17 protein-coding genes are annotated in these 19,245 nt (G+C 58.3%); 9 read left to right on the top strand and 8 right to left on the bottom strand.

Translation table 11 applies throughout. The features are described from left to right. From T18_RS27770 to T18_RS18140, 5 genes are all read left to right on the top strand, one after another. Positions 1-332 (top strand): TOBE domain-containing protein (locus T18_RS27770; RefSeq protein ID WP_323455239.1); only part of this gene is annotated, 332 nt, incomplete at its 5' end. 453 nt (positions 333-785) lie between these two features. Continuing rightward, complete coding sequence (locus tag T18_RS18155; RefSeq protein ID WP_003517825.1) at positions 786-2,114, top strand: LLM class flavin-dependent oxidoreductase; 1,329 nt, start codon at positions 786-788, stop codon at positions 2,112-2,114. Positions 2,115-2,263: 149 nt separating this feature from the next. Next, the gene (locus tag T18_RS18150) at positions 2,264-3,259 is read left to right on the top strand and encodes an aliphatic sulfonate ABC transporter substrate-binding protein (RefSeq protein ID WP_019566444.1); all 996 of its coding nucleotides are present in this window, start codon (positions 2,264-2,266) and stop codon (positions 3,257-3,259) included. Beyond that, a complete protein-coding gene (locus T18_RS18145) occupies positions 3,256-4,125 on the top strand; it encodes an ABC transporter permease (RefSeq protein WP_038493771.1) in 870 nt (289 codons plus the stop codon). Before T18_RS18150 ends, T18_RS18145 begins: the two co-directional genes overlap by 4 nt. Continuing rightward, the gene (locus T18_RS18140; protein ID WP_013761384.1) at positions 4,122-4,856 is read left to right on the top strand and encodes an ABC transporter ATP-binding protein; all 735 of its coding nucleotides are present in this window, start codon (positions 4,122-4,124) and stop codon (positions 4,854-4,856) included. Before T18_RS18145 ends, T18_RS18140 begins: the two co-directional genes overlap by 4 nt. A gap of 25 nt (positions 4,857-4,881) precedes the next feature. Here T18_RS18140 and T18_RS18135 read toward each other — a convergent pair whose 3' ends face one another. From T18_RS18135 to T18_RS18105, 7 genes are all read right to left on the bottom strand, one after another. Next, on the bottom strand, positions 4,882-5,709 hold the full coding sequence (locus T18_RS18135) for a carbohydrate ABC transporter permease (RefSeq protein ID WP_019566447.1): 828 nt from the start codon (positions 5,707-5,709) through the stop codon (positions 4,882-4,884). Then, a complete protein-coding gene (locus T18_RS18130) occupies positions 5,706-6,590 on the bottom strand; it encodes a carbohydrate ABC transporter permease (RefSeq protein WP_003517835.1) in 885 nt (294 codons plus the stop codon). Before T18_RS18130 ends, T18_RS18135 begins: the two co-directional genes overlap by 4 nt. A gap of 67 nt (positions 6,591-6,657) precedes the next feature. Then, positions 6,658-7,932 carry an extracellular solute-binding protein gene (locus T18_RS18125; RefSeq protein WP_019566448.1) on the bottom strand — a complete coding sequence of 425 codons (1,275 nt, stop codon included), beginning with the start codon at positions 7,930-7,932 and terminating at the stop codon, positions 6,658-6,660. 78 nt (positions 7,933-8,010) lie between these two features. Continuing rightward, positions 8,011-9,084 carry an ABC transporter ATP-binding protein gene (locus tag T18_RS18120; protein ID WP_038493774.1) on the bottom strand — a complete coding sequence of 358 codons (1,074 nt, stop codon included), beginning with the start codon at positions 9,082-9,084 and terminating at the stop codon, positions 8,011-8,013. Between the two features lie 7 nt (positions 9,085-9,091). Continuing rightward, positions 9,092-10,603: an alpha-N-arabinofuranosidase gene (locus T18_RS18115; RefSeq protein WP_003517842.1), complete on the bottom strand. Its 1,512-nt coding sequence runs from the start codon at positions 10,601-10,603 to the stop codon at positions 9,092-9,094. A gap of 122 nt (positions 10,604-10,725) precedes the next feature. Continuing rightward, entirely contained in the window at positions 10,726-11,655 is a 930-nt protein-coding gene (locus T18_RS18110) for an ArsR/SmtB family transcription factor (protein WP_038493777.1), read from the bottom strand. Positions 11,656-11,824: 169 nt separating this feature from the next. After that, positions 11,825-13,117, bottom strand: coding sequence for an ABC transporter substrate-binding protein (locus T18_RS18105; protein ID WP_003517844.1), 1,293 nt, complete (start codon positions 13,115-13,117; stop codon positions 11,825-11,827). 112 nt (positions 13,118-13,229) lie between these two features. Between T18_RS18105 and T18_RS18100 the strand changes: the two genes are divergently transcribed. Genes T18_RS18100 through T18_RS18085 form a run of 4 tightly spaced genes read left to right on the top strand, consistent with a single transcriptional unit; the run spans position 13,230 to position 17,950 of the window. After that, positions 13,230-14,294 carry a LacI family DNA-binding transcriptional regulator gene (locus tag T18_RS18100; RefSeq protein ID WP_038493780.1) on the top strand — a complete coding sequence of 355 codons (1,065 nt, stop codon included), beginning with the start codon at positions 13,230-13,232 and terminating at the stop codon, positions 14,292-14,294. Further along, a complete protein-coding gene (locus T18_RS18095; protein ID WP_038493783.1) occupies positions 14,287-16,164 on the top strand; it encodes a DUF2264 domain-containing protein in 1,878 nt (625 codons plus the stop codon). The genes T18_RS18100 and T18_RS18095 overlap by 8 nt, the downstream gene beginning before the upstream one ends. Beyond that, positions 16,161-17,177 carry a hydroxyacid dehydrogenase gene (locus T18_RS18090; protein WP_038493786.1) on the top strand — a complete coding sequence of 339 codons (1,017 nt, stop codon included), beginning with the start codon at positions 16,161-16,163 and terminating at the stop codon, positions 17,175-17,177. Before T18_RS18095 ends, T18_RS18090 begins: the two co-directional genes overlap by 4 nt. Beyond that, positions 17,174-17,950 (top strand): sugar phosphate isomerase/epimerase family protein, encoded by a 777-nt coding sequence (locus T18_RS18085; RefSeq protein WP_038493790.1) that lies wholly within the window; start codon positions 17,174-17,176, stop codon positions 17,948-17,950. Before T18_RS18090 ends, T18_RS18085 begins: the two co-directional genes overlap by 4 nt. A gap of 214 nt (positions 17,951-18,164) precedes the next feature. On the opposite strand, the gene T18_RS18080 is transcribed toward T18_RS18085, so the two are convergent. Continuing rightward, positions 18,165-19,241, bottom strand: coding sequence for an ABC transporter ATP-binding protein (locus T18_RS18080; protein ID WP_003517850.1), 1,077 nt, complete (start codon positions 19,239-19,241; stop codon positions 18,165-18,167). Positions 19,242-19,245: the final 4 nt, after the last annotated feature.

Raw genomic sequence — 19,245 nt, 5'->3', positions numbered from 1 at the left:
CCGAGACCGCGCTGGAGCTGCGCGGGCGCGACGTGACAGTCGGCATTCGCCCTGAACAATGCCTGGTCAGCATCGAGGGTGCGGGCGTGCCCGCAACCGTGGACTTTGTAGAAGAGCTGGGCTCCGGCCGCATCGTACATGCGGAAATCGCCGGCGAAACTTTCTCCGCAGCCATCGGCGAAGATCTGTTGGTCAAACCCGGCCAGCGCATCCACTTCGAACTGCCCCCGGCCCACCTCCACTTTTTCGATCCGGCCACCGGCAAGCGCATCGAAACGGAGGGTGCCATCGAGACAACCCGCATCGGCAACGAAAAGCTGCTGGCAGTTTGATGGCGGACGTTTGAGCACGGATCAGTCCGGCGCGGTTTGGGGGTGTCCCAACCACGCCGGATCTCCAAACGACGTTTTCGATCTCTAACTACGATTTCGAAATAATCCAGTACATTAGCTATATCGACCAATACTTTGAATTTACGCCATTTTCTCATTAGAATCATTGCGCGAAATACGTCGAAATTTGCTTGGCGATCACAACGTGAAGCACATCGCTTGCCGGATATTACGTCAACACGATGAGGCAAACCCGTTGCAGGCAAAGCGATCTTGCGAAATGAATGATTTCAGGAAAAATCTTTCTGTTTGGAAATCATAATCGCAATAGTCTTTGCCGCACCGAGCCGCCAGCAAGGCTATCGTCGCGATGAGGACCGAGCCGGTCTTCGATCCTTGGCGGCCGACAGACAAAACGCTCGGGTCAAAACTTCAACGAAAGAGTGAAGCCCAATGGCAAACGATCGCAAACTGCATCTCGGCGCCTTCATGCGGCCCGTCAGTCTTCACACGGGTGCGTGGCGTTATCCCGGATCCTTCCCGGACGCGAACTTCAATTTCGGCCATCTGGCGCGATTTGCGCAACAGCTTGAAGCCGCGAAATTCGATGCATTTTTCATGGCCGATCATCTGGCGGTGCTGAACATGCCGACGGAAGCACTGCGCCGCAGCCATACCGTCACGTCTTTCGAACCCTTCACCCTGCTTTCGGCGCTCGCCGCCGTCACCTCCCGCATCGGGCTGGTTGCCACCGCCTCCACCACATTCGATGAGCCCTACCACGTAGCCCGGCGTTTCGCCTCACTCGATCACCTCAGCAATGGTCGCGCCGGCTGGAACATCGTCACCACAGCGAATCCGGATGCGGCGCTTAATTTCGGCCGGGACGAACAGCCTGACCACACGGAGCGTTATGGAAGAGCGCGGGAATTTTACGACGTCGTTACCGGGCTGTGGGATTCCTTTTCCGATGATGCCTTTCTCCGGGATGTCGATAGCGGGTTGTTCTTTGACCCTGAAAAAATGCATGTGCTTAATCACAAGGGACCGGAATTTTCCGTGCGCGGTCCGCTCAATATAGCGCGTCCGGTGCAGGGCTGGCCCGTCATCGTTCAGGCCGGGGCTTCAGAGCCGGGGCGCCAGCTTGCAGCCGAAACTGCCGAGGTCGTTTTTGCGGCAACACCCACGCTTGCGGCGGGAAAAGCGTTCTACAGGGACGTCAAGGACAGAACCGTTGCGGCAGGCCGTTCCCGCGACGGCATTGTCATCCTGCCGGGCGCTTTCGTTCTGGTCGGCGATAGCGTGGAAGAAGCCAAGGCCAAACGCGCCAGGCTCGACAGCCTCGTCCATTATGAAAGCGCGATAGCCTCGCTTTCGATTGCGCTCGGCCACGATGCTTCGAGTTTCGATCCCGATGGCCCCTTGCCTGACATTCCCGAAACCAATGCAAGCAAATCCAGCCGCGAGAGGGTGATCGAACTTGCAAGGAGCGAGGGGCTGACGGTGCGCCAGCTGGCGCAGCGGCTGGGTGGCTATGGGGGTCTCGCATTTGTCGGCACGGCAAAAACCATCGCCGACGAGATGGAACAATGGCTATACGAAGAGGGGTCGGATGGCTTCAACGTCACCTTCCCGTTCCTGCCTGCCGGACTTGACGATTTCACGACCCTGCTTGTGCCCGAACTGCAAAGGCGCGGCCTGTTTCGGAAGGACTATGAGGGAACGACATTGCGCGATCATCTCGGCTTACAACGTCCGGCCAATCGTTTTTTCCCTGAATAACGCGCCGTCGCGCCGATCCGGCCAGCGGTAGGGAGATTTTCCACGCCCGCCCTGAAGTTTGGGATGAGGTTCCAGAAGGCTGGATTGACCTCATAAACGCCGGCCCATACCCTTTAAATACACAAATTACATAAATTAGGTGAACTATTATGAAGGCTAAACATTCTCGCCGCCAGATTCTGAAACTCAGCATTGCCGGGGCTCTCGCAGCACCCTTTGCCACGGGCAGCGCGCTGGCCCAGAGCTCACAGGAGTTTCCTGCTGAGCTGAAGCTGGATTGGGGATTTTACTCCTCACACACGCTGCTGATAAAGAACAAGGGCTGGCTTGAGGAAGCGTTCAAGGATGTCGGCACGAAGATCACCTGGGTACAATCCCGCGGAAGCAACAATTCGCTCGAATTCCTGAAGGTCGGCTCGACGGATTTTGCCGGTTCGGCAGCACTTTCCGCGTTTCTGGCCCGCGCCAATGGTGTGCCGCTGAAGGTGATCTATGTGGCAAGCTGGGGCGGTTCTTCCATCATACAGGTTCGCCCGGATTCGCCGGTCAAGACCGTCGCCGATCTCAAGGGCAAAACCATTGCGGTCACCAAGGGTACCGCGCCCTATTTCACCCTCCTGCGCGCCCTTGCCCAAAACAAGCTTTCGATCGATGACCTCAAGGTCGTGAACCTGCAGCATCCGGAAGGATTCAACGCGCTTCAGCAGGGACAGGTTGATGCATGGGTCGGCATCGATCCACACACATCCCAGGCAGAACTTGCCGGTGACAGGGCGATTTTCGATGAGCGTAGCTGGCGCGACGGCAGCGTCTTCAGCGTTTCCGAGGAGTTTCTGGCGAAACACCCGAAAGCGGTCGAGCGCCTCCTCGGTGTCTGGGTCGAGACACAAAGATGGATCCGTGAAAACAACGGCGAATTCATCGATTTCGTCACGAAGGTCACCGGCAACGATCCCCAGATCACCAAGCTGACGATCGAAAAGCGCGACTGGAAGGATCCTGTTCCGGGCGAGGAACTGCTGAACTCGATCCGTATCGTGACCCCGTTGCTTGGCGACGATGTGCTGCGTCCTGGCGTCAATGTCGACAGCGTCCTTTCGTCGCTGATCGATCCGGCACCGGCGAAAAAGGCGCTGGGAGCATGAATTCTCATCCGCGCGAATTTCAGCGCGTGAAGCAGACTACGAAACAACTCCCTGCCCGACTGCCGTTCGTGCAAAGAGTGGGGAATTTCCTGGGACGGTTCGACCTGCGCGGCGCGATCGTGCCGGTCGGCTCATTATTGCTGCTGGAATTCTTTGTGCGCGTGGGCTGGGTAAGTCCCTACGTGCTGCCGCCGCCCTCCGAGCTTTATGACACGTTTCTAAGGCTCGCCGAGGGTCCTTTGTGGACGAATGTCGCAGCCAGTACCGCCCGTGTCTTTGTCGGCTTCGTCATTGGCTCCCTTCTTGCAATCGTCGTCGGTTCGCTGGTCGGGCTGGTCGTTGCCGCCGAGCGTTACCTTGAACCGACGTTTCAGGCGCTACGCGCGGTTCCGAGCCTCGCCTGGGTGCCGCTGCTGATGATCTGGTTCGGCATTGGCGAAACCTCGAAAATCGTGCTGATCGCCAAAAGCGCGTTTTTCCCTGTTTATCTCAACCTCTTCTCCGGCATCCGAAATGTCGACCGCAAGTTGGTGGAAGTGGGCGAGATGTATCGCCAGCCGCTGCCAGTGCTGGTTTGGCGGATTTTCATTCCCGCCTCCTTGCCGCATCTGTTCACGGGCTTGCGTTACGGCCTGTCGCTGGCCTGGCTGAGCGTTGTCGCAGCGGAACTTCTGGCGGCCTCCGAGGGCATCGGCTACATGCTTTCCGATGGGCGCGAACTCTCCCGACCCGATCTGGTGATGATAGCGATTATCTGCCTTGCCGTCCTCGGCAAGATTTCCGACAGCCTCTTCAAGATAGTCGAGGAACGTTGCCTCAGATGGCGCGACACTTATCCCCTTCAGCAAGGAGGGCGCATGCGATGAGTTTGCTCAATGTCGATGTTCGCGAAAAAGCCTTCGGAGACACGGTTGTCCTTCAGGATATTCACCTGACGCTCGGCGATGGTGAAGCGGCGGTTCTTCTCGGACCAAGTGGGTGTGGGAAAAGCACCTTGCTGCGCATCGCCGCCGGCCTCGATCGGCATTTCTCAGGCGCTGTGAAGGTTCAGCAGGCAAAGGAAGTTCAGGCATCGGACTCACCGCCCATCGCCTTTGTCTTTCAGGAACCCCGCCTGATGCCGTGGCTGACAGTTGCCGAAAACATCGGTTATGCGGCCGGCAAGAAATATGATGTCGAGCGGGTAGAAGGACTGATCAACGATGTGGGCTTGAGCGGCCATGGCAGCGCGTTACCGAAAGCCCTTTCAGGCGGCATGGCGCAGCGTGTCGCCATAGCAAGAGCGCTCTATACCCGGCCGCGCATCTTGCTGCTCGACGAACCCTTCAGCGCGGTCGATGCTTTCACGCGGATGAAATTGCAGGACCTTGTCCTGAAACTCGTCGAACAGCGCGGCATTTCTTTCCTGCTCGTCACCCACGATATTGACGAGGCGCTTTATCTCGGTGACCGCATTTACATGATGGGTGCCCATGACGGCCGTATCCAGCAGCGGATAGAAGTGGACGAGCCGCGCCCGCGCGACAGAAGGTCGCCGCAACTCGCCACCCTCAAGAACGAGGTGCTGACTGCCCTGCACAACGCTCACGTCATCTGACTGGCACCGGCATCTTTCGCCGCCCTCACCCTTTCACGCCGGACGAAATCATGATGGCTTCCGTCACGCGCCGCTGGAAGATGACGTAGGCGACGATGACCGGCAGAGCCGCCAGCATGGCAATCGCCATCAGGCGTGCATAAACGATGCCGAAGGTGTCGTTGACCTGCGTGATGCCGACGGGGATCGTCATCATGTTTTCGGACGTGATGACGAGGAAAGGCCAGAAGAAGGCGTTCCACACCGTAATGAAGGTCACAATCGCCATGGCGGTCGTAATGCCCCAGTTCAGCGGCAGAAACACCTTGAACAGGATCGTGTATTCGCCGCCACCATCCAGAACCACCGCCTCCCGCATCTCTTTGGGCACGCTGTCGAAGAACTGCTTGTAGACGATGATGACGATTGGCGTGATCAGCTGCGGCAGGATGATGCCCGCCCAGGTATTGATGAGGTTGAGGTTCTTCATCAGGATGAACTGTGTCACGACAAGCGTCTGCGCGGGCACCATGAAACTCGCGAGCACGATGCCATAGAGCAGTCGCCGTCCCGGAAAGCGGATTTGCGATAGCGCATAGGCGCATAACATCGAAATGATGAGCACAGAGACGGTGACGATCGCGGCGGTGCCAATGGAATTCACATACCAGGTCAACAGCCGCGTATTGAAGATGGCATTCACATAGGCACCAAGCTGGAACTCATCAGGCAGTAGCGACGTGTTGCCCGCAACATTCTCGTCCGAGCGCAACGACGTCACGAACCCCCAGTAAAGCGGGAAAATCCATACCAGTGCTGCCGAAAATGTCAGCAGAGTCAGGATGACGTTCTCAAGTCTTTTGGTCAGGCTCATGAATTCCTCCGGATGCGTAGCAACTGGAACTGGAGAACGGATACGATGACGATCAACAGGAAGAGCACGGTCGCCACGGCCGATGCATAACCGCCATTGTTCATCTGGAAGGCTTCCCGGTAGACCTTAAGGAGAAGCACGAAACTGGAATTGAAGGGTCCGCCGCCGCTCAAGAGGTAGATCTGGTCGAATATCTTCAATTGCAGGATCAATTGCAGCGTCAGGATCAGCGCGGTCACCGGCCACAGAAGCGGCCATGTGACGCGCCGAAACTTTTGCCATGTCGTTGCGCCATCAAGAGCTGCGGCCTCATAAAGCTCGGTCGGAATGTTTCGCAAGCCGGCAATGAAGAGCAGAACGTTAAAACCGTTCGTCCACCATATGGTGACGACGGCGACCATCGGCATGACCCAATTGGGGTTCTTGAAAACCGCGACCGGTTTGCCCGCCAGCAACGAAATGACCGGTTGGAGAATGCCGAACTGCAGGTCGAGCATCCAGGCCCAGATTTCGGTGACGACCGAAACCGGCAGGACATAAGGCAGGAAAAACAGGCTCATGGCGATTGTCTGCTTGATGCCGGACAATCGGCTGACCGCAAGCGCAATCAACAGGGCGATGACCGTTGTTGGCACCACCGTCAGCAGCACGAAATAGCCGTTATTCTTGAGCGAGGTGACGAACAGGCGGTCGCTCAGCAATTTTATGTAGTTCTGCAGGCCGACCCAGTTGCCATCGCCGATCAGCGGCGCATCCGTGAAGCTGATGCGTATCATCTCGATCAGGGGGTAAAGAAAGAACGTGGCGAAGACCACGATGAATGGCGTCACCATCGACAGTGCGATCAGCGACTTCTTGCGCCGGTTTTCAATCATAGCCATGGAATGCCTCCGGGACCTCCCGCATTGCACGCTGCCCTCCGGCTGACAGCCAGAGGGCAGTCTCGGATTACTTGAGCTTGCCCTGAAGCTCGGACTTGATCTGCTCGACCGCATCCGCGCCGCTCATGTAGCCCTGGATGGCCGGAGCGATGATATTAAGCGCCGCATCGTAAGCGGGTGAGGCAACTCCGGTAATCGTGGTCTTCGGATCGAACACTGCCGCCTCCGCCAGCGAGGCATATGTGGCATTCGGCTGCATCGCCTTGTATTCACTGCTTTCGGTGATCGATTTATAGGCCGGAATATGCCCCGCATCGGCCCAGCTGATGGCGTGTTTTTCCATCCAGCCAATAACCGTCATGACAGCGGCGCGTTTCTCGCCGGAAACGGTCTTGTCACCCTGGTTGGGGATCGCAAAGGCGTGCGAATCCGCCCAGGTGGCGCGCTTGCCCATGAAAGGCGGAACTTCCACAGCGCTCCATTTGAAGCCGAGCTTGCCGTTCTTTTCCAGATCCTTGTAGGTCGGAACTTCCCAGACGCCATTAAGCTGGAAGGCGGATTTGCCAGCGGAGAAGAGTGCAACGGACGCAGGATATTCCGCCTGCTCGGGCGCCCATCCGTTTTCCCGCCATTTCGACATGGTATCGATCGCTTTGGCAGCCTTTTCGGCATTGTCGCCGGCAAGCACCTCGTTATTGGTGACCAGCTCGCCGCCCTGTTGTGAGAACAGTGTATAAAAGACACGCCAGACACCGGCTTCGCCACCCGACTGATAGGTAACCGGCGTCTGAACGCCCTTGTCCTTCGCCCAGGCCAGCGCCTTTTCGAAATCCTCCATCGTCTTGATACCGGTCAACTTCCCCTCGGCATCGAGATAGGGAGACCCTTTCAGAAGATCGGCGTTGTAATAGAGAATAAGGGCATGGATATCGAACGGCACCGCATAAAGCTTGCCGTCGTGGGTTGCCGCTTCGACGGGTGCGCTGAAAAAGTCGCTGGTCTTCAACCCGCCATCATCAAGGTCTTTTGTGGTAATTTCGCTCAATACTTTTTCATCAAGGCCGAGCGGCGCGCGCGACAGGTGATAGGTCATGACATCAGGCCCCTCACCCACGGCGGACGCCGTGCGTACCTTGGTATAGAACGGAACGCCCCACTCTAGCGTCGTTCCCTTGATCTGAATGTCAGGGTGCTCCTTGTTGAAGGCAGCAATCAGGGCTTTCATGCGCACGCCGTCGCCGCCCGACAGAAAGTCCCACCAGACGATATCCTGCTTCGCCAGTGCCGGCAGGGCGCTCAGGCCCAGAACCGTACCAACAAGCAATGTCTTGATCAGTCGCATCGTTCACTCCTCCCGTTTGTTGGAAACACCCCGTTCAAGGGGCGGTCTGCTACTGCATCGAAAGGCGCCTCCTCGCGCCTATCGCAACCTTTTGCCTTCGCTGTCGAAAACCATGATGTGATCGGGCGAGGCACTCAGTGAGACGGACCGGCCATCCAGCCGCTCGCGCGAGCCCTGCCGCTGCACGACAAGTTCTTTCCCGGCACGCGTTCGGGTATAGAGATAGGAAAGGTCGCCAAGCTCCTCCGCCACCTCGACATTGACAGGCAAAGCACCCTCTTGCGTGATCACCAGATGCTCGGGCCTTATGCCGATTTCGACCCGCTGACCGGGGGAAACCGGATGCGAAAGCCGGGCTTCGAGGTGCTTTTCAGCACCTTCAGGCGTAAGCGTCACGATACCGTCCCGCTGCCCGACGATGTCGGCGGCAAGGAAATTCATCGCGGGCGATCCGATGAATCCAGCGACGAAACGATTGTCCGGATCGTCGTAAAGGGTGAGCGGCGCGCCGGCCTGTTGCACGATGCCGCCCTTCAGCACGAAAATCTTGTCCGCAAGCGTCATGGCCTCCACCTGGTCATGCGTGACGTAGATCATCGTGGCGCCGAGCTTGCGGTGAAGCCGGGTCAGTTCCAGCCGCATCTGCACACGCAGTTCCGCATCCAGGTTCGACAGGGGTTCATCGAAGAGAAACACCTTCGGCTGTCGCACGATCGCGCGGCCTATGGCCACGCGCTGCCTCTGGCCGCCGGAAAGCTGCGATGGCTTCTTGTGCAGATTGTCCTCGAGTTGGAGGATGCGGGCAGCTTCCCCCACCCTCTCATTCACCTCCGCTTTCGGCCGGCGGGCGAGACGCAGGCTGAAAGCCATGTTCTCGAACACCGTCAGATGCGGGTAAAGCGCATAATTCTGGAAGACCATGGCAACCCCGCGATCCGCCGGCTCGACAGCGGTGACGTCGCGCTCGTCGATGGCGATGTGACCGCCGCTGGTTTCCTCAAGACCGGCGATCATGCGCAACAGGGTGGATTTTCCGCAACCGGATGGCCCCACGAAAACCGCGAAGCTGCCCGTCGGAATCTCCATCGAAACGTCCCGGATGGCTGCAAAAGAGCCGAAGGACTTGGCGATATTGCTGAGACGGACACCCATCACCGCCTCACTGAACCTTCACGCGCAGAACATGATAGGACAGCGCCGGCACGGAGCCTTTGAGCGCCCCATCCTCGACACCAATGCCGCTGCCCGGCACCGGCACGACGCGGTCAGGTTGATCCGGACCGTTGCCGATCCTCAGATCATATCCCGCCATGGAAAGATGCAGGCTAAGTGACACAGGCGAAAAGCCGGTGAGACCGACATTGAGCTCTGCTGGTTCGGTCAGATGACGATTGAGGACAAACAGCGTTACCACGCCCTCGTCCTCATCAAACACGCCGGCGACATCGAGATATTTGACGTCATCGGCCGCGTTGCAGTCGTAGGTCGGGCAATCGACGGCAATGTTCAGTGCAACGCCGCGACCATAAAGCGAGGCGAACTGATAGGGATAATAGATGGTCTGGCGCCATGCCGGTCCGTTCTTTTCAGCGCGGATGGGGGCGATGACATTGACGAGCTGGGCAATGCAGGCGATGCGCACCCTGTCCGAGCGACGGATGAACTCGTTGAGCAACCCGGCCACGAAGAGAGCATCCTCGAAATTGTAGGTCTCCTCCAGAAGTGCAGGCGCTTCCGGCCAGTCCCAGCTCTTGATGCGTTTACCGTCGTCTTCGCGGATATGGTACCAAACATTCCACTCGTCGAAGCAGATGGAGACATCGTTCTTGGCGCGCTTCTTGGCTTTCACGTAATCGATGACACCGGCGATAGTCTGAATATAACGCCCTGTTTCTTCGATCTTGCCGAAGTAATTCAGCGTGTCGCGGCTGTTATTGCCGAAATATTTATGCAGTGAGATGTGGTCCACATTCTCGTAGCATTCTTCCAGCACCTCGCGCTCCCATTCGGGATAGGTCGGCATGCCGTCGTTGGAACTTCCGCAGACGATTGCCTCGATGGTGGGGTCGAAACCCTTGAAGGCTTTCGCGGTTTCGTTGGCCAGCCGGCCATACTCCACCGCCGTCTTGTGGCCAATCTGCCAGGGGCCGTCCATCTCGTTGCCGAGGCACCACATCTTCACGCCATGCGGCTTTTCGGCGCCGTGGCTGCGGCGAAGGTCGCTAAGCTCGGTGCCGCCGGGAAAATTCACGTATTCGAGAAAGTTGCGGGCATCATCCAGACCACGGGAACCGAGGTTGACGGCGAGCATCATCTCGATGCCTGCCATCGACGCCCAGTCTGCGAACTCGTTGACGCCGATCTGGTTGGTTTCCTTGGAGCGCCACGCAAGATCAAGCCGCACGGGCCGTTTGTCACGGGGGCCGATGCCGTCTTCCCAGCGATAGGCCGAAACGAAGTTGCCGCCGGGATAGCGGATCGCCGGAATTTTCAGATCCTGCACGAATTTCAGCACATCCTTGCGAAAGCCGTTTTCATCCGCCTGCGGATGGCCGGGCTCGTAAATCCCGCCATAGATCGCCCGCCCCATATGTTCGATGAAGGCGGAATATAGGCGATCGTCGATACGCCCAATCCGGAAGTCCCGGTGGACTGAAACCCGCGCTTTCATAGGCTCTCCTCCCATGCGCATTTATATCTTAAAATATGATATGAACCATATTTCATAATATAGTTGCCAATGGAAGCCGCGCCTGTCAACCGCGAAAATCATACTTTATGAAATTGGCCCGATCAGTCTGCGGTGCGCAGACGCAATACGATGTCCTGATCGTAATTCCCAAAGCCCCGGCCGAAGATGTTGAGCCCGCCCGGATGCTTTGCATCCGCCTTTACCTCGATCCGCAAGCGGATTGAGCGGTGGCTGGACAGATCTATATCCGCAAGCGTCACATCGGAAATGCGCGTACCATCGACATAGGCTCCCTGGGCAGTAATGCGCCAGGTTTTGAGCATTCCATACTGCGAGCCGGACAGTTTCCACCAGTCGGGCGTAAACGTACCCCGCTTGTCGCCGAAATCGCCGGGCGAGGTCCAGACCCCGATCTCCTTGCCGTTGACGGAGAGGGTAATGTCTGACGGCCAGTTGCTGTGCGTTCCTGGCACCTCGGAACTGACCTCCATCGAAAACTCGACTTCCTCGACGTTTCGCCCCTGAATCTTGGCATTATTGGGGAATTGATACTCGACATGACCCGATGTGAACCACAAAAGTGCAGTCTTCATGCGGTCGGGATCCATGAAGGTATCAGGGACATCCAGAAGTCCGATAATGCCCTCCGGCGAACAGATGCCGCAAGGCGCGGTCACCGAACTTTGCGTATAGAGGCCGAGCGGCATGGCGACGGCAATGTAGTTGGATATAGCCGGCGTCTCGGGGCTTCGAAACGAAACGATAAGCTCGTCGCAGGTCGCAAAACAGATTTTCTGGCTGCCCTTGCGCGCCTTGCGCGTTTCGGTTCGCAGCAGCCCCGCCTCTTCAAGAACGGTCACACCGGCCGACACGGTGGACTGGGGAAGGTCCAGCCTCTGCGCGATCTCGTTGACATTGAGACCGTTGGCCTCGTGCAGCAGCTTCAATATCTGCACACGGATCAGCGACGCCGCCGCCTTCAAAACATCGAATTCTTTTTCAGCGTCAATAAGTAGGAAATTGGGAGCCATTGTCTAATCTTCAGATTTAGCGATCTAGATCAGAATTTCTGGCTTAAATATTTTATGCTGTCCAGCATTGTTTGTCGTGTCGATATATTCAAAGTCAGACACGCAAGGAAGGATTACGAATGGAGGCAGCGCAGGCGGTTTCGATACCGCATGCGCTGCCTCTTTTTCCTTACCCGCGCTTGCGCAACGTGCGGGTGCCGGTATCGACAAGATTCTGCGCTGCCTCATCCACAGTGGCGCGGCCAAAGGCGAGTGAGTCGGCAATGGGACGCATTACCCCACGGTCGAACTCATTGGCGCCGATGGGGGCAGGCTCCGGATAGGTATCGAGCTTGCCGGACAGGCTCTCGATGTAATCCACCGTCTTGCGTTCGGTCTCGTTGAGGCTTGGCAACACAGCTTCGCGCACCTTCTTCGCCGGCGGCACGCCGCGTTCGACGCCAAGAACCTTGCCCGCTTCCAGATCGTTGACAAAGAAGTTGATGAACTTCGCCGCAGCTTCCGGAGTGGTGGAGGTGGACGAAATGCACCAGATAAGCCCCGGCCGGTAATAATGCCCGGTCGGTTTTCCCGGCCCCTCACCCGGCAGCATGCCAATGGACAGCGTCTTCTTGTTGAGCGCTTGGTAACCGACAAGCTGGTTGGAATAGGCAAAGCCAATTGCAGAATTGCCAAGGGTCAGCGCGTTGGATTCGATGGTATTGTCATCGCGCGTCTGGATATCGGCAGAGACGCAAAGCTTGTTCTCGCGCAGATCCTCCCAATAGGCGAACCATTCCTTGGCATCTTCCTTGTTGAAACCGATGGTGCCGTCCTGGAACAGGAGCTTGCCGCGCTGGCGCAGCCAGACATCGAAGACGTAGTGATAACGAGCGCCATAGGGCACCGCCCAATAATTGCGCCGCGCCGGAGCGTTCTTCTTGAAATCGCGCGCCAGTTCCGCCAGCGCCTTCCAGGTGATCTGCTCCTTCGGCACGGAGACGCCGGCCTCCTTCAGCGTCTCTGCATCATACATCATGCAGAACGAATTCAGCCCGAGACCGACGCCGTAAAGCTTGCCGTCGATGCGGCAAAGATCGACTTCGCTTTTGCCGAAATTGGAAAGATCAAGCGACGAGCCGACAAACTGGTCAAGTTCCATGCAGGCCCCACGGCCGGAATAATCGGCAATGGTGGAAGGCTCGAGCTGAAAGATATCGGCGACGTTACGTCCCGCCATGGACGTCGCAAGCTTGGTCCAATAGTCGGAACCGGCGATCATCTCGCCGCTGATTACCGTTTGTGGATCTGCCTTCTGGTAGAGGGCAATCACATCATTGGTGCGCTTGTTGCGGTCAGCCGAACCCCACCATACGCAACGTAGCCGGGTTTCGGCCGCCATCGCGCGGAAACCGCCCGCCGCCGCGCCAAGACCTGCCAGTGCCGCCGTCACCAAAAATCCACGTCTATCGATAGTTTGCATATGCTCCTCCCGCGTTTTGCAAATTTCTCATTCATCACTTAAATTCTTGCAAATTTTCATTATTTGCAATATTTGCATCATAATAGAATTTTTTGCAAGCGCAGGAGAAGACATGAACGATACGCCCGACATCAGCCGCCCGCGCCAGTCGGATATCGCCCAGCGTGCAGGGGTTTCCATCAGCACGGTCTCACGGGTTCTCGCCGGGGAAAAAGGCATCAGCGCATCGATCCAGACCAAGGTTCTGGGTGTGGCGGCGGAACTTGGTTATCCGCTGCGGCCAGTCACCAGCCAGACCGGCGGCATCTCGCTGGAGGGCAAGAAAATCCTCGCCCTCATGTCCGCCGAACGAGCGACCGGCGATATCGGCGCCTTTTATCACGATATTTTCGACATGCTGCGCAGCCTTGCCCAGACAGAGGGTTTCGAACTCGATATCCGGCTGCTGCACCAGAGGCAGATCGACGACGCCCTTACGCAGCGGGTCTGCGAGGTCGATGGCCTTCTCGCCATTGGTCTTGACCCCGAAGAGGAGATCATCCACCGCATCACGCAGGGTGTGCTGCAACCGGTTCTCGTCAATAGCGCCGATCCCTCGATGATGCTGGATTGCGTCTCGCCCTCCAATTTTTACGGCGGGGCGATGGCGGCGCGGCGGCTGCTGGAACTGGGGCACCGCAAGGTCGCCTATATCGGTCCGCAACACCGTCACACTATAAGAGAGCGCATGCGGGGCTTTCGGCAGGTTATCATCGAGGAAGAGGGTGCCACCTATGAGGAGTTTCTGCTTTCCACGGCGGATAGCGGCTTCGGGCAGGCCGGTGATGCGGTTCGTCAGCTGCTGGCCAAAAACCCCAATCTGACTGGCATTTTCTGCATGAACGATGCGATCGCGCTCGGCGCGCTGGGAGCAGCACAAGAGCTTGGCCTCGGGGTACCGGACGATCTTTCCATCATCGGCTTCGACGACCTGCCCTTCGCCGAACTTTCCACTCCCCGGCTCAGCACAATCCGGGTAGACCGCCGCGAGATTGCCCGCGAGGCGGTGGAGCTGATGCGCCGCCGGCTGGCGGAGCCATCGGCCAATGCCCGGCAGGTTCAGCTGGGTGTACAGCTTGTGGAAGGACAGACCGCCGGTCGAGCAAAAAAGACGGGAAAGGCGGCGCGCGATGCATAAGCCAGCAAACCATGATCCAATGACCCGCTTCAATCCGCTTTACGGCAATCCACTCAAGACCCGCGCCGACGTCAGACGGGCATTGGACGACAGTTTCGCACCGCTGCTTCCCTATTTCTCAGAGAGCGGAGCAAGAGTGACGCTAAGCGGCACCGCCGCGCATTTCGACCGGGCAGCGGCCGATCTGGAAGGATTTGCGCGACCACTCTGGGGCATCGCGCCGCTTGCGCTCAGCGGCGATGCCTTCGCCCATTGGCCGCTTCTGGCCAGAGGCATCGCCAATGGCACCGATCCCGCCCATGCCGATTACTGGGGCGATGTGCGGCAGAAGGATCAGCGGCTGGTGGAACTGGCCGCCCTCGGCTTTGCGCTTCGGCTTGCGCCGCAACATCTGTGGGAACCCTTGTCCAAAGAGCAAAAGGCGAATGTGCGCCATTATCTTCTGGCGGCGCGCGAGCGCATCTATGCCGACAATAACTGGAAGTTTTTCCGGGTGATGGTCGATGCGGCGCTCGATCATCTCGGTATCGAATTCGACCGGAGCCTCACCGAAACATATCTGAAAGAGCTGGACGGATTTTACATCGCCGACGGCTGGTATCGCGACGGCAACTATCGCCGCATCGACCACTACATCGCCTTCGCCATGCATTTTTACGGGCTGATCTACGCGAAAATCAGCAAACCGGATGATGCATACGCCGAACGCTACCGGGAACGTGCCCGCCTGTTTGCCGGGGATTTCGCAAGCTGGTTCGATGAGGATGGTGGCGCGCTGGCCTTTGGCCGCTCCATGACCTACCGTTTCGCCTGCGGCGGCTTCTGGGGTGCCCTCGCCTTCGCGGATGAGGAAGCGATGCCCTGGGGGGAGATCAAGGGGCTTTACCTGAAACATCTGCGCTGGTGGGCGGGAAAGCCGATTGCCGACCGCGACGGCGTGCTTTCCATTGGTTACGCCTATCCGCAACTGACCATGTCGGAAAGCTATAATTCGGCGGGTTCACCCTATTGGGCCTTCAAGGCTTTCCTGCCGCTCGCCTTGCCGGAAAGCCACCCCTTCTGGCAGGCGGAGGAAAAGCTGCCAGACACATCCACAAAACCACGGCCGCTCGTTCATCCCGGCATGGTGATGATGCGCAGTAAGAGCAACGTCACGGCGCTGACGAGTGGGCAGGAAAACCTGTCCATGCGCGGCGGGCCGGAGAAATACGCTAAATTCGCCTATTCCTCGCGTTACGCTTTCGGCGTGGAAGTGGACGAGCGCGGTTTCAAGACCAATGGTTTCGACAATATGCTGGCCTTTTCCGAAGATGGCCGCCACTACCGGGTGCGCGAAACCAACCGCACTGTGCTCTTGGCTGGCACCAATCTTCGAGCGACTTGGAACCCATTCCCCGATGTCGAGGTCGAAACGACGCTGGTTGCCGCGGGAGAGTGGCATATCCGGTTGCACCGGATTACTTCCGCGCGGCCACTTTTTGTCACCGAAGGCGGCTTTGCGATAAACCGCAACGATGGCGACCGCGATGCGGTGACCGAAGACAGCGGCCGGGCAACGGCCGATTGCGGCACCGACATATCCGCCATCATCGATCTCGGCTCCAGCGCATCCCGCCAGGGCGTGGCGTTGAAGGCGCTGCCCAATACCAATCTCATCAATGCCAAAACCACGGTGCCGCAATTGCGGGGCGACATTCCAGCGGGCAAAACCCTGCTCGCCTGCGCCGTCTTTGTGGGACTGGCGGGACCTGAAAGCGAAACAGCTTTGGCGACAGTTCCCGCACCTCCGGACATGGAAGCGCTTGACCGCCTGTTTGTTGAGCGCGGTGTTCCCGTAAGCAGTATGGCGGCGGCGGGAGAACCGCAATGATGAGCCCGCGTCCGCGTCTCAGCCTTGCCATGGACCCGGAGCGGACGCAGCATGTGCTGACGCCACAGGCGCTTGAAAAGCTGTCGCAGAGCGTCGACATCCTCGATACCCGGCCGGTCTGCGATTTTCACGACCCAGCTGTGACTGCCCAGTTGGAGAGAACAGATATTCTTCTGACTGGCTGGGGTTGTCCCGAGATCGACATGCGGGAACTGGCAATGATGCCGAACCTTCGGTTGATTTCGCATGCCGCCGGGACGGTGAAATACTTCCTGTCCCAGGCAGTTTTCGAACGAAACGTGACGGTGTGCAGCGCGGCCGAGGCGAATGCGCAGCCGGTCGCGGAGTTTACGCTGGCAATGATCCTGCTTTCCGGCAAGCGTACCTTCGGTTTCCGACGCATCTACGGAGAGGATCGCGCACGGCGAAACGTCGACCGCCTGCAGTCGCAGGTCATCGGCAATCTCGGCCTGACCGTTGGCATTGTCGGGGCGTCACGCATCGGGCGTCGGGTCATCAATCTGCTGCAGCCCTTCGATCTCGATCTCATCCTTTTCGACCCGTTTTTAAGCGCGGTGGAGGCACAAAAGCTCGGTGTGCGTCTCGTATCGCTCCGCGAGCTTATGGCGGTAAGCGACGTCATTTCCCTGCACGCGCCATCCCTGCCGCAAACCCGGCATATGATCGGCGCCGATGCGCTTGCCCTGATGAAGGACGGAGCGACCTTGATCAACACGGCCCGCGGCGCGCTAGTGGACGAAGACGCCCTGCTGGCGGAACTGAAAACCGGACGCATAGAGGCCGTCATCGACGTGACCGATCCGGAAGTGCCGTCACCAGAGTCACCTTTCTACAGCCTTCCGAACGTGTTCCTGACGCCGCATATCGCCGGCGCCGTCGGCCTTGAACGCGCCCGGCTCGGCGACATGGCGATTGCCGAGATCGAACGCTTCTGCCGCGCAGAACCATTGCAACAGCAGGTACGTCCGGAACATCTGGAACTTATCGCATGAGAATTTTCGAGCCGGGCCTCTGCTCTGTCACCTTCAGGTCCATGACGCCGCAGGCCGTGATTAACCTTGCCGTTGCAAATGGCATCAAGGCGATAGAATGGGGTGCCGATATCCATGTGCCACCTGGCGACTTAGAAAATGCAAGGGATGTGGCGGCGCGTACGGTGAAAGCCGGTCTTACCGTCTCTTCCTACGGATCCTACATTTTCGCACCGGATTTTGCGCCGGAGGATGTGACCGCAGTTCTGGAAACCGCGAAAGCGCTCGGCACCGGCCATATCCGCATCTGGCCCGGCAGCCGCAAACGCCCATCCGCGGATTATTCACCAGAGGAACGCCGTGCGGCAACCGACGCGTTGGCGGCACTTGCCCGGCGGGCAGACGACTACGGAATGACAATCGGCCTCGAATATCACCCCAATTCGCTGACCGACACGCTGCCCTCGGCCTTGCAGCTCATGCAGGATTTGCCGATGCCTAACCTGTTCTTTTACTGGCAGCCAGCCCCAGGTCTACCGCTGGATGACGCCCTTGCGGAAATATCCGCGCTCGGCTCGCGCATCTGCCACCTGCACGTCTTCGCTTGGCTCGCCGATGCCAGCCGCCTGCCGCTCGGCGAGCGCGCGGACTATTGGCGGGCTTGCGTTGATGCCTTGCCAGCAAGCGACTGGATAGAACCGGCTTATGCGATGCTGGAGTTCGTCAAAGGTGACAACGTCGCCCAGTTCTCGGAAGATGCGGCGGTGCTGAGCGAGATTCTCGCCCGCTCTTAGAACCGCTTGTTTTTTATCGAAAACCGACGCGGCGGACTAAAATTCGCTATCCATCACAACCGCCCACTGCCCTCATCCCTGTACCCCCTATAGGGAACCAGCCAGCCCAAGTCTTTGGGCTGATTGATTTCATCGCCGCGCAGACGCGTCAGCTGGACTCCTGTGACAAGCACAGGAATAAGGGAAGGTCTGTTCCTCCCCCCGGTTTTTCCTCTTATATTCGCCGCCCATCCGCCCCGAACAGATGCGTCTTCGCCAGATCAAACGCAAAGGGAATGGTCTCGCCGATGCGGATATGGCGCTGGCCGTCCAGCAGCAGGGTAGCGGGCTGGCCATCTGGGGTGCTGGTATAAACCACCGTCGAGCCGCCGAGATGTTCAACGAGCTGGATGGACGCATCGCCAAGCGAGGCCGATTGCGCCTGTGGGTTTACGTGTTCGGGACGAATGCCGAAAGTGAGTGGCTCGCCTTCCTCAGCCGCGACCGGCTTTTCGAGCAGAATGCGCTGGCCGGCGACCTCGATGGTACGGTTGGAGCTGTCGCCTGAAGCCACTTTCGCGGAAAGGAAGTTCATCTTTGGCGAACCGATGAAACCCGCCACAAACTGGTTGGCCGGATTGTTGTAGAGATCAAGCGGGCGGCCGACCTGCATGATGCGGCCGTCACGCAGGACCACGATCTTGTCGGCCATCGTCATGGCCTCCACCTGGTCATGCGTCACATAGATCATGGTGCTGCCGAGCGTCTGGTGCAGCTTGGCAATTTCGACACGCATCTGCACGCGCAGTTCCGCATCAAGGTTGGACAGGGGTTCATCGAACAAAAAGATTTTCGGCTCGCGGACGATAGCCCGACCGATGGCGACACGCTGGCGCTGGCCGCCAGAAAGCGCCTTCGGCTTGCGCTGTAACAACGGACCGATCTGCAGGATATCGGCAGCTTTCTGCACCCGCGCCTCGACTTCCGGTTTCTTGTAACCCGCCGTCTCCAGCCCAAAAGCGAGGTTCTTGTAAACGCTCATATGCGGATAAAGCGCATAGGACTGGAACACCATGGCGATACCGCGCTTGGAAGCGGCTGTTTCGTTGACCCTTTCGCCATCGATGCGAAGATCACCCTCGGAGATTTCCTCCAGACCGGCGATCATGCGCAGAAGCGTAGATTTGCCGCAGCCCGAGGGGCCGACGAAAACGGTGAACTCGCCCGGCTCGATCTTGAGATCGATGCCGTGGACGACCGGAAAGGCGCCGAACCGCTTGACGATTTTTTCCAGAGTAATGCTGCTTGCCATGCTG

This window comes from Rhizobium sp. TBD182 (assembly GCF_001950375.1).
In the GTDB taxonomy this organism is placed as follows: Bacteria; Pseudomonadota; Alphaproteobacteria; order Rhizobiales; family Rhizobiaceae; genus Agrobacterium; species Agrobacterium tumefaciens.
Note: the sequence above shows the minus strand (reverse complement) of the source record. Positions and strands in the feature narration are given on the sequence as shown.

Bases quoted from the DNA above. Each gene is read 5' to 3' on its own strand.
- T18_RS18110 (WP_038493777.1), bottom strand. From the start codon at position 11,655: ATGGCTCCCAATTTCCTACTTATTGACGCTGAAAAAGAATTCGATGTT.
- T18_RS18140 (WP_013761384.1), top strand. From the start codon at position 4,122: ATGAGTTTGCTCAATGTCGATGTTCGCGAAAAAGCCTTCGGAGACACG.
- T18_RS18155 (WP_003517825.1), top strand. From the start codon at position 786: ATGGCAAACGATCGCAAACTGCATCTCGGCGCCTTCATGCGGCCCGTC.
- T18_RS18085 (WP_038493790.1), top strand. From the start codon at position 17,174: ATGAGAATTTTCGAGCCGGGCCTCTGCTCTGTCACCTTCAGGTCCATG.
- T18_RS18100 (WP_038493780.1), top strand. From the start codon at position 13,230: ATGAACGATACGCCCGACATCAGCCGCCCGCGCCAGTCGGATATCGCC.
- T18_RS18120 (WP_038493774.1), bottom strand. From the start codon at position 9,084: ATGGGTGTCCGTCTCAGCAATATCGCCAAGTCCTTCGGCTCTTTTGCA.
- T18_RS18130 (WP_003517835.1), bottom strand. From the start codon at position 6,590: ATGGCTATGATTGAAAACCGGCGCAAGAAGTCGCTGATCGCACTGTCG.
- T18_RS18105 (WP_003517844.1), bottom strand. From the start codon at position 13,117: ATGCAAACTATCGATAGACGTGGATTTTTGGTGACGGCGGCACTGGCA.
- T18_RS18090 (WP_038493786.1), top strand. From the start codon at position 16,161: ATGATGAGCCCGCGTCCGCGTCTCAGCCTTGCCATGGACCCGGAGCGG.
- T18_RS18145 (WP_038493771.1), top strand. From the start codon at position 3,256: ATGAATTCTCATCCGCGCGAATTTCAGCGCGTGAAGCAGACTACGAAA.
- T18_RS18095 (WP_038493783.1), top strand. From the start codon at position 14,287: ATGCATAAGCCAGCAAACCATGATCCAATGACCCGCTTCAATCCGCTT.
- T18_RS18135 (WP_019566447.1), bottom strand. From the start codon at position 5,709: ATGAGCCTGACCAAAAGACTTGAGAACGTCATCCTGACTCTGCTGACA.
- T18_RS18080 (WP_003517850.1), bottom strand. From the start codon at position 19,241: ATGGCAAGCAGCATTACTCTGGAAAAAATCGTCAAGCGGTTCGGCGCC.
- T18_RS18150 (WP_019566444.1), top strand. From the start codon at position 2,264: ATGAAGGCTAAACATTCTCGCCGCCAGATTCTGAAACTCAGCATTGCC.
- T18_RS18125 (WP_019566448.1), bottom strand. From the start codon at position 7,932: ATGCGACTGATCAAGACATTGCTTGTTGGTACGGTTCTGGGCCTGAGC.
- T18_RS18115 (WP_003517842.1), bottom strand. From the start codon at position 10,603: ATGAAAGCGCGGGTTTCAGTCCACCGGGACTTCCGGATTGGGCGTATC.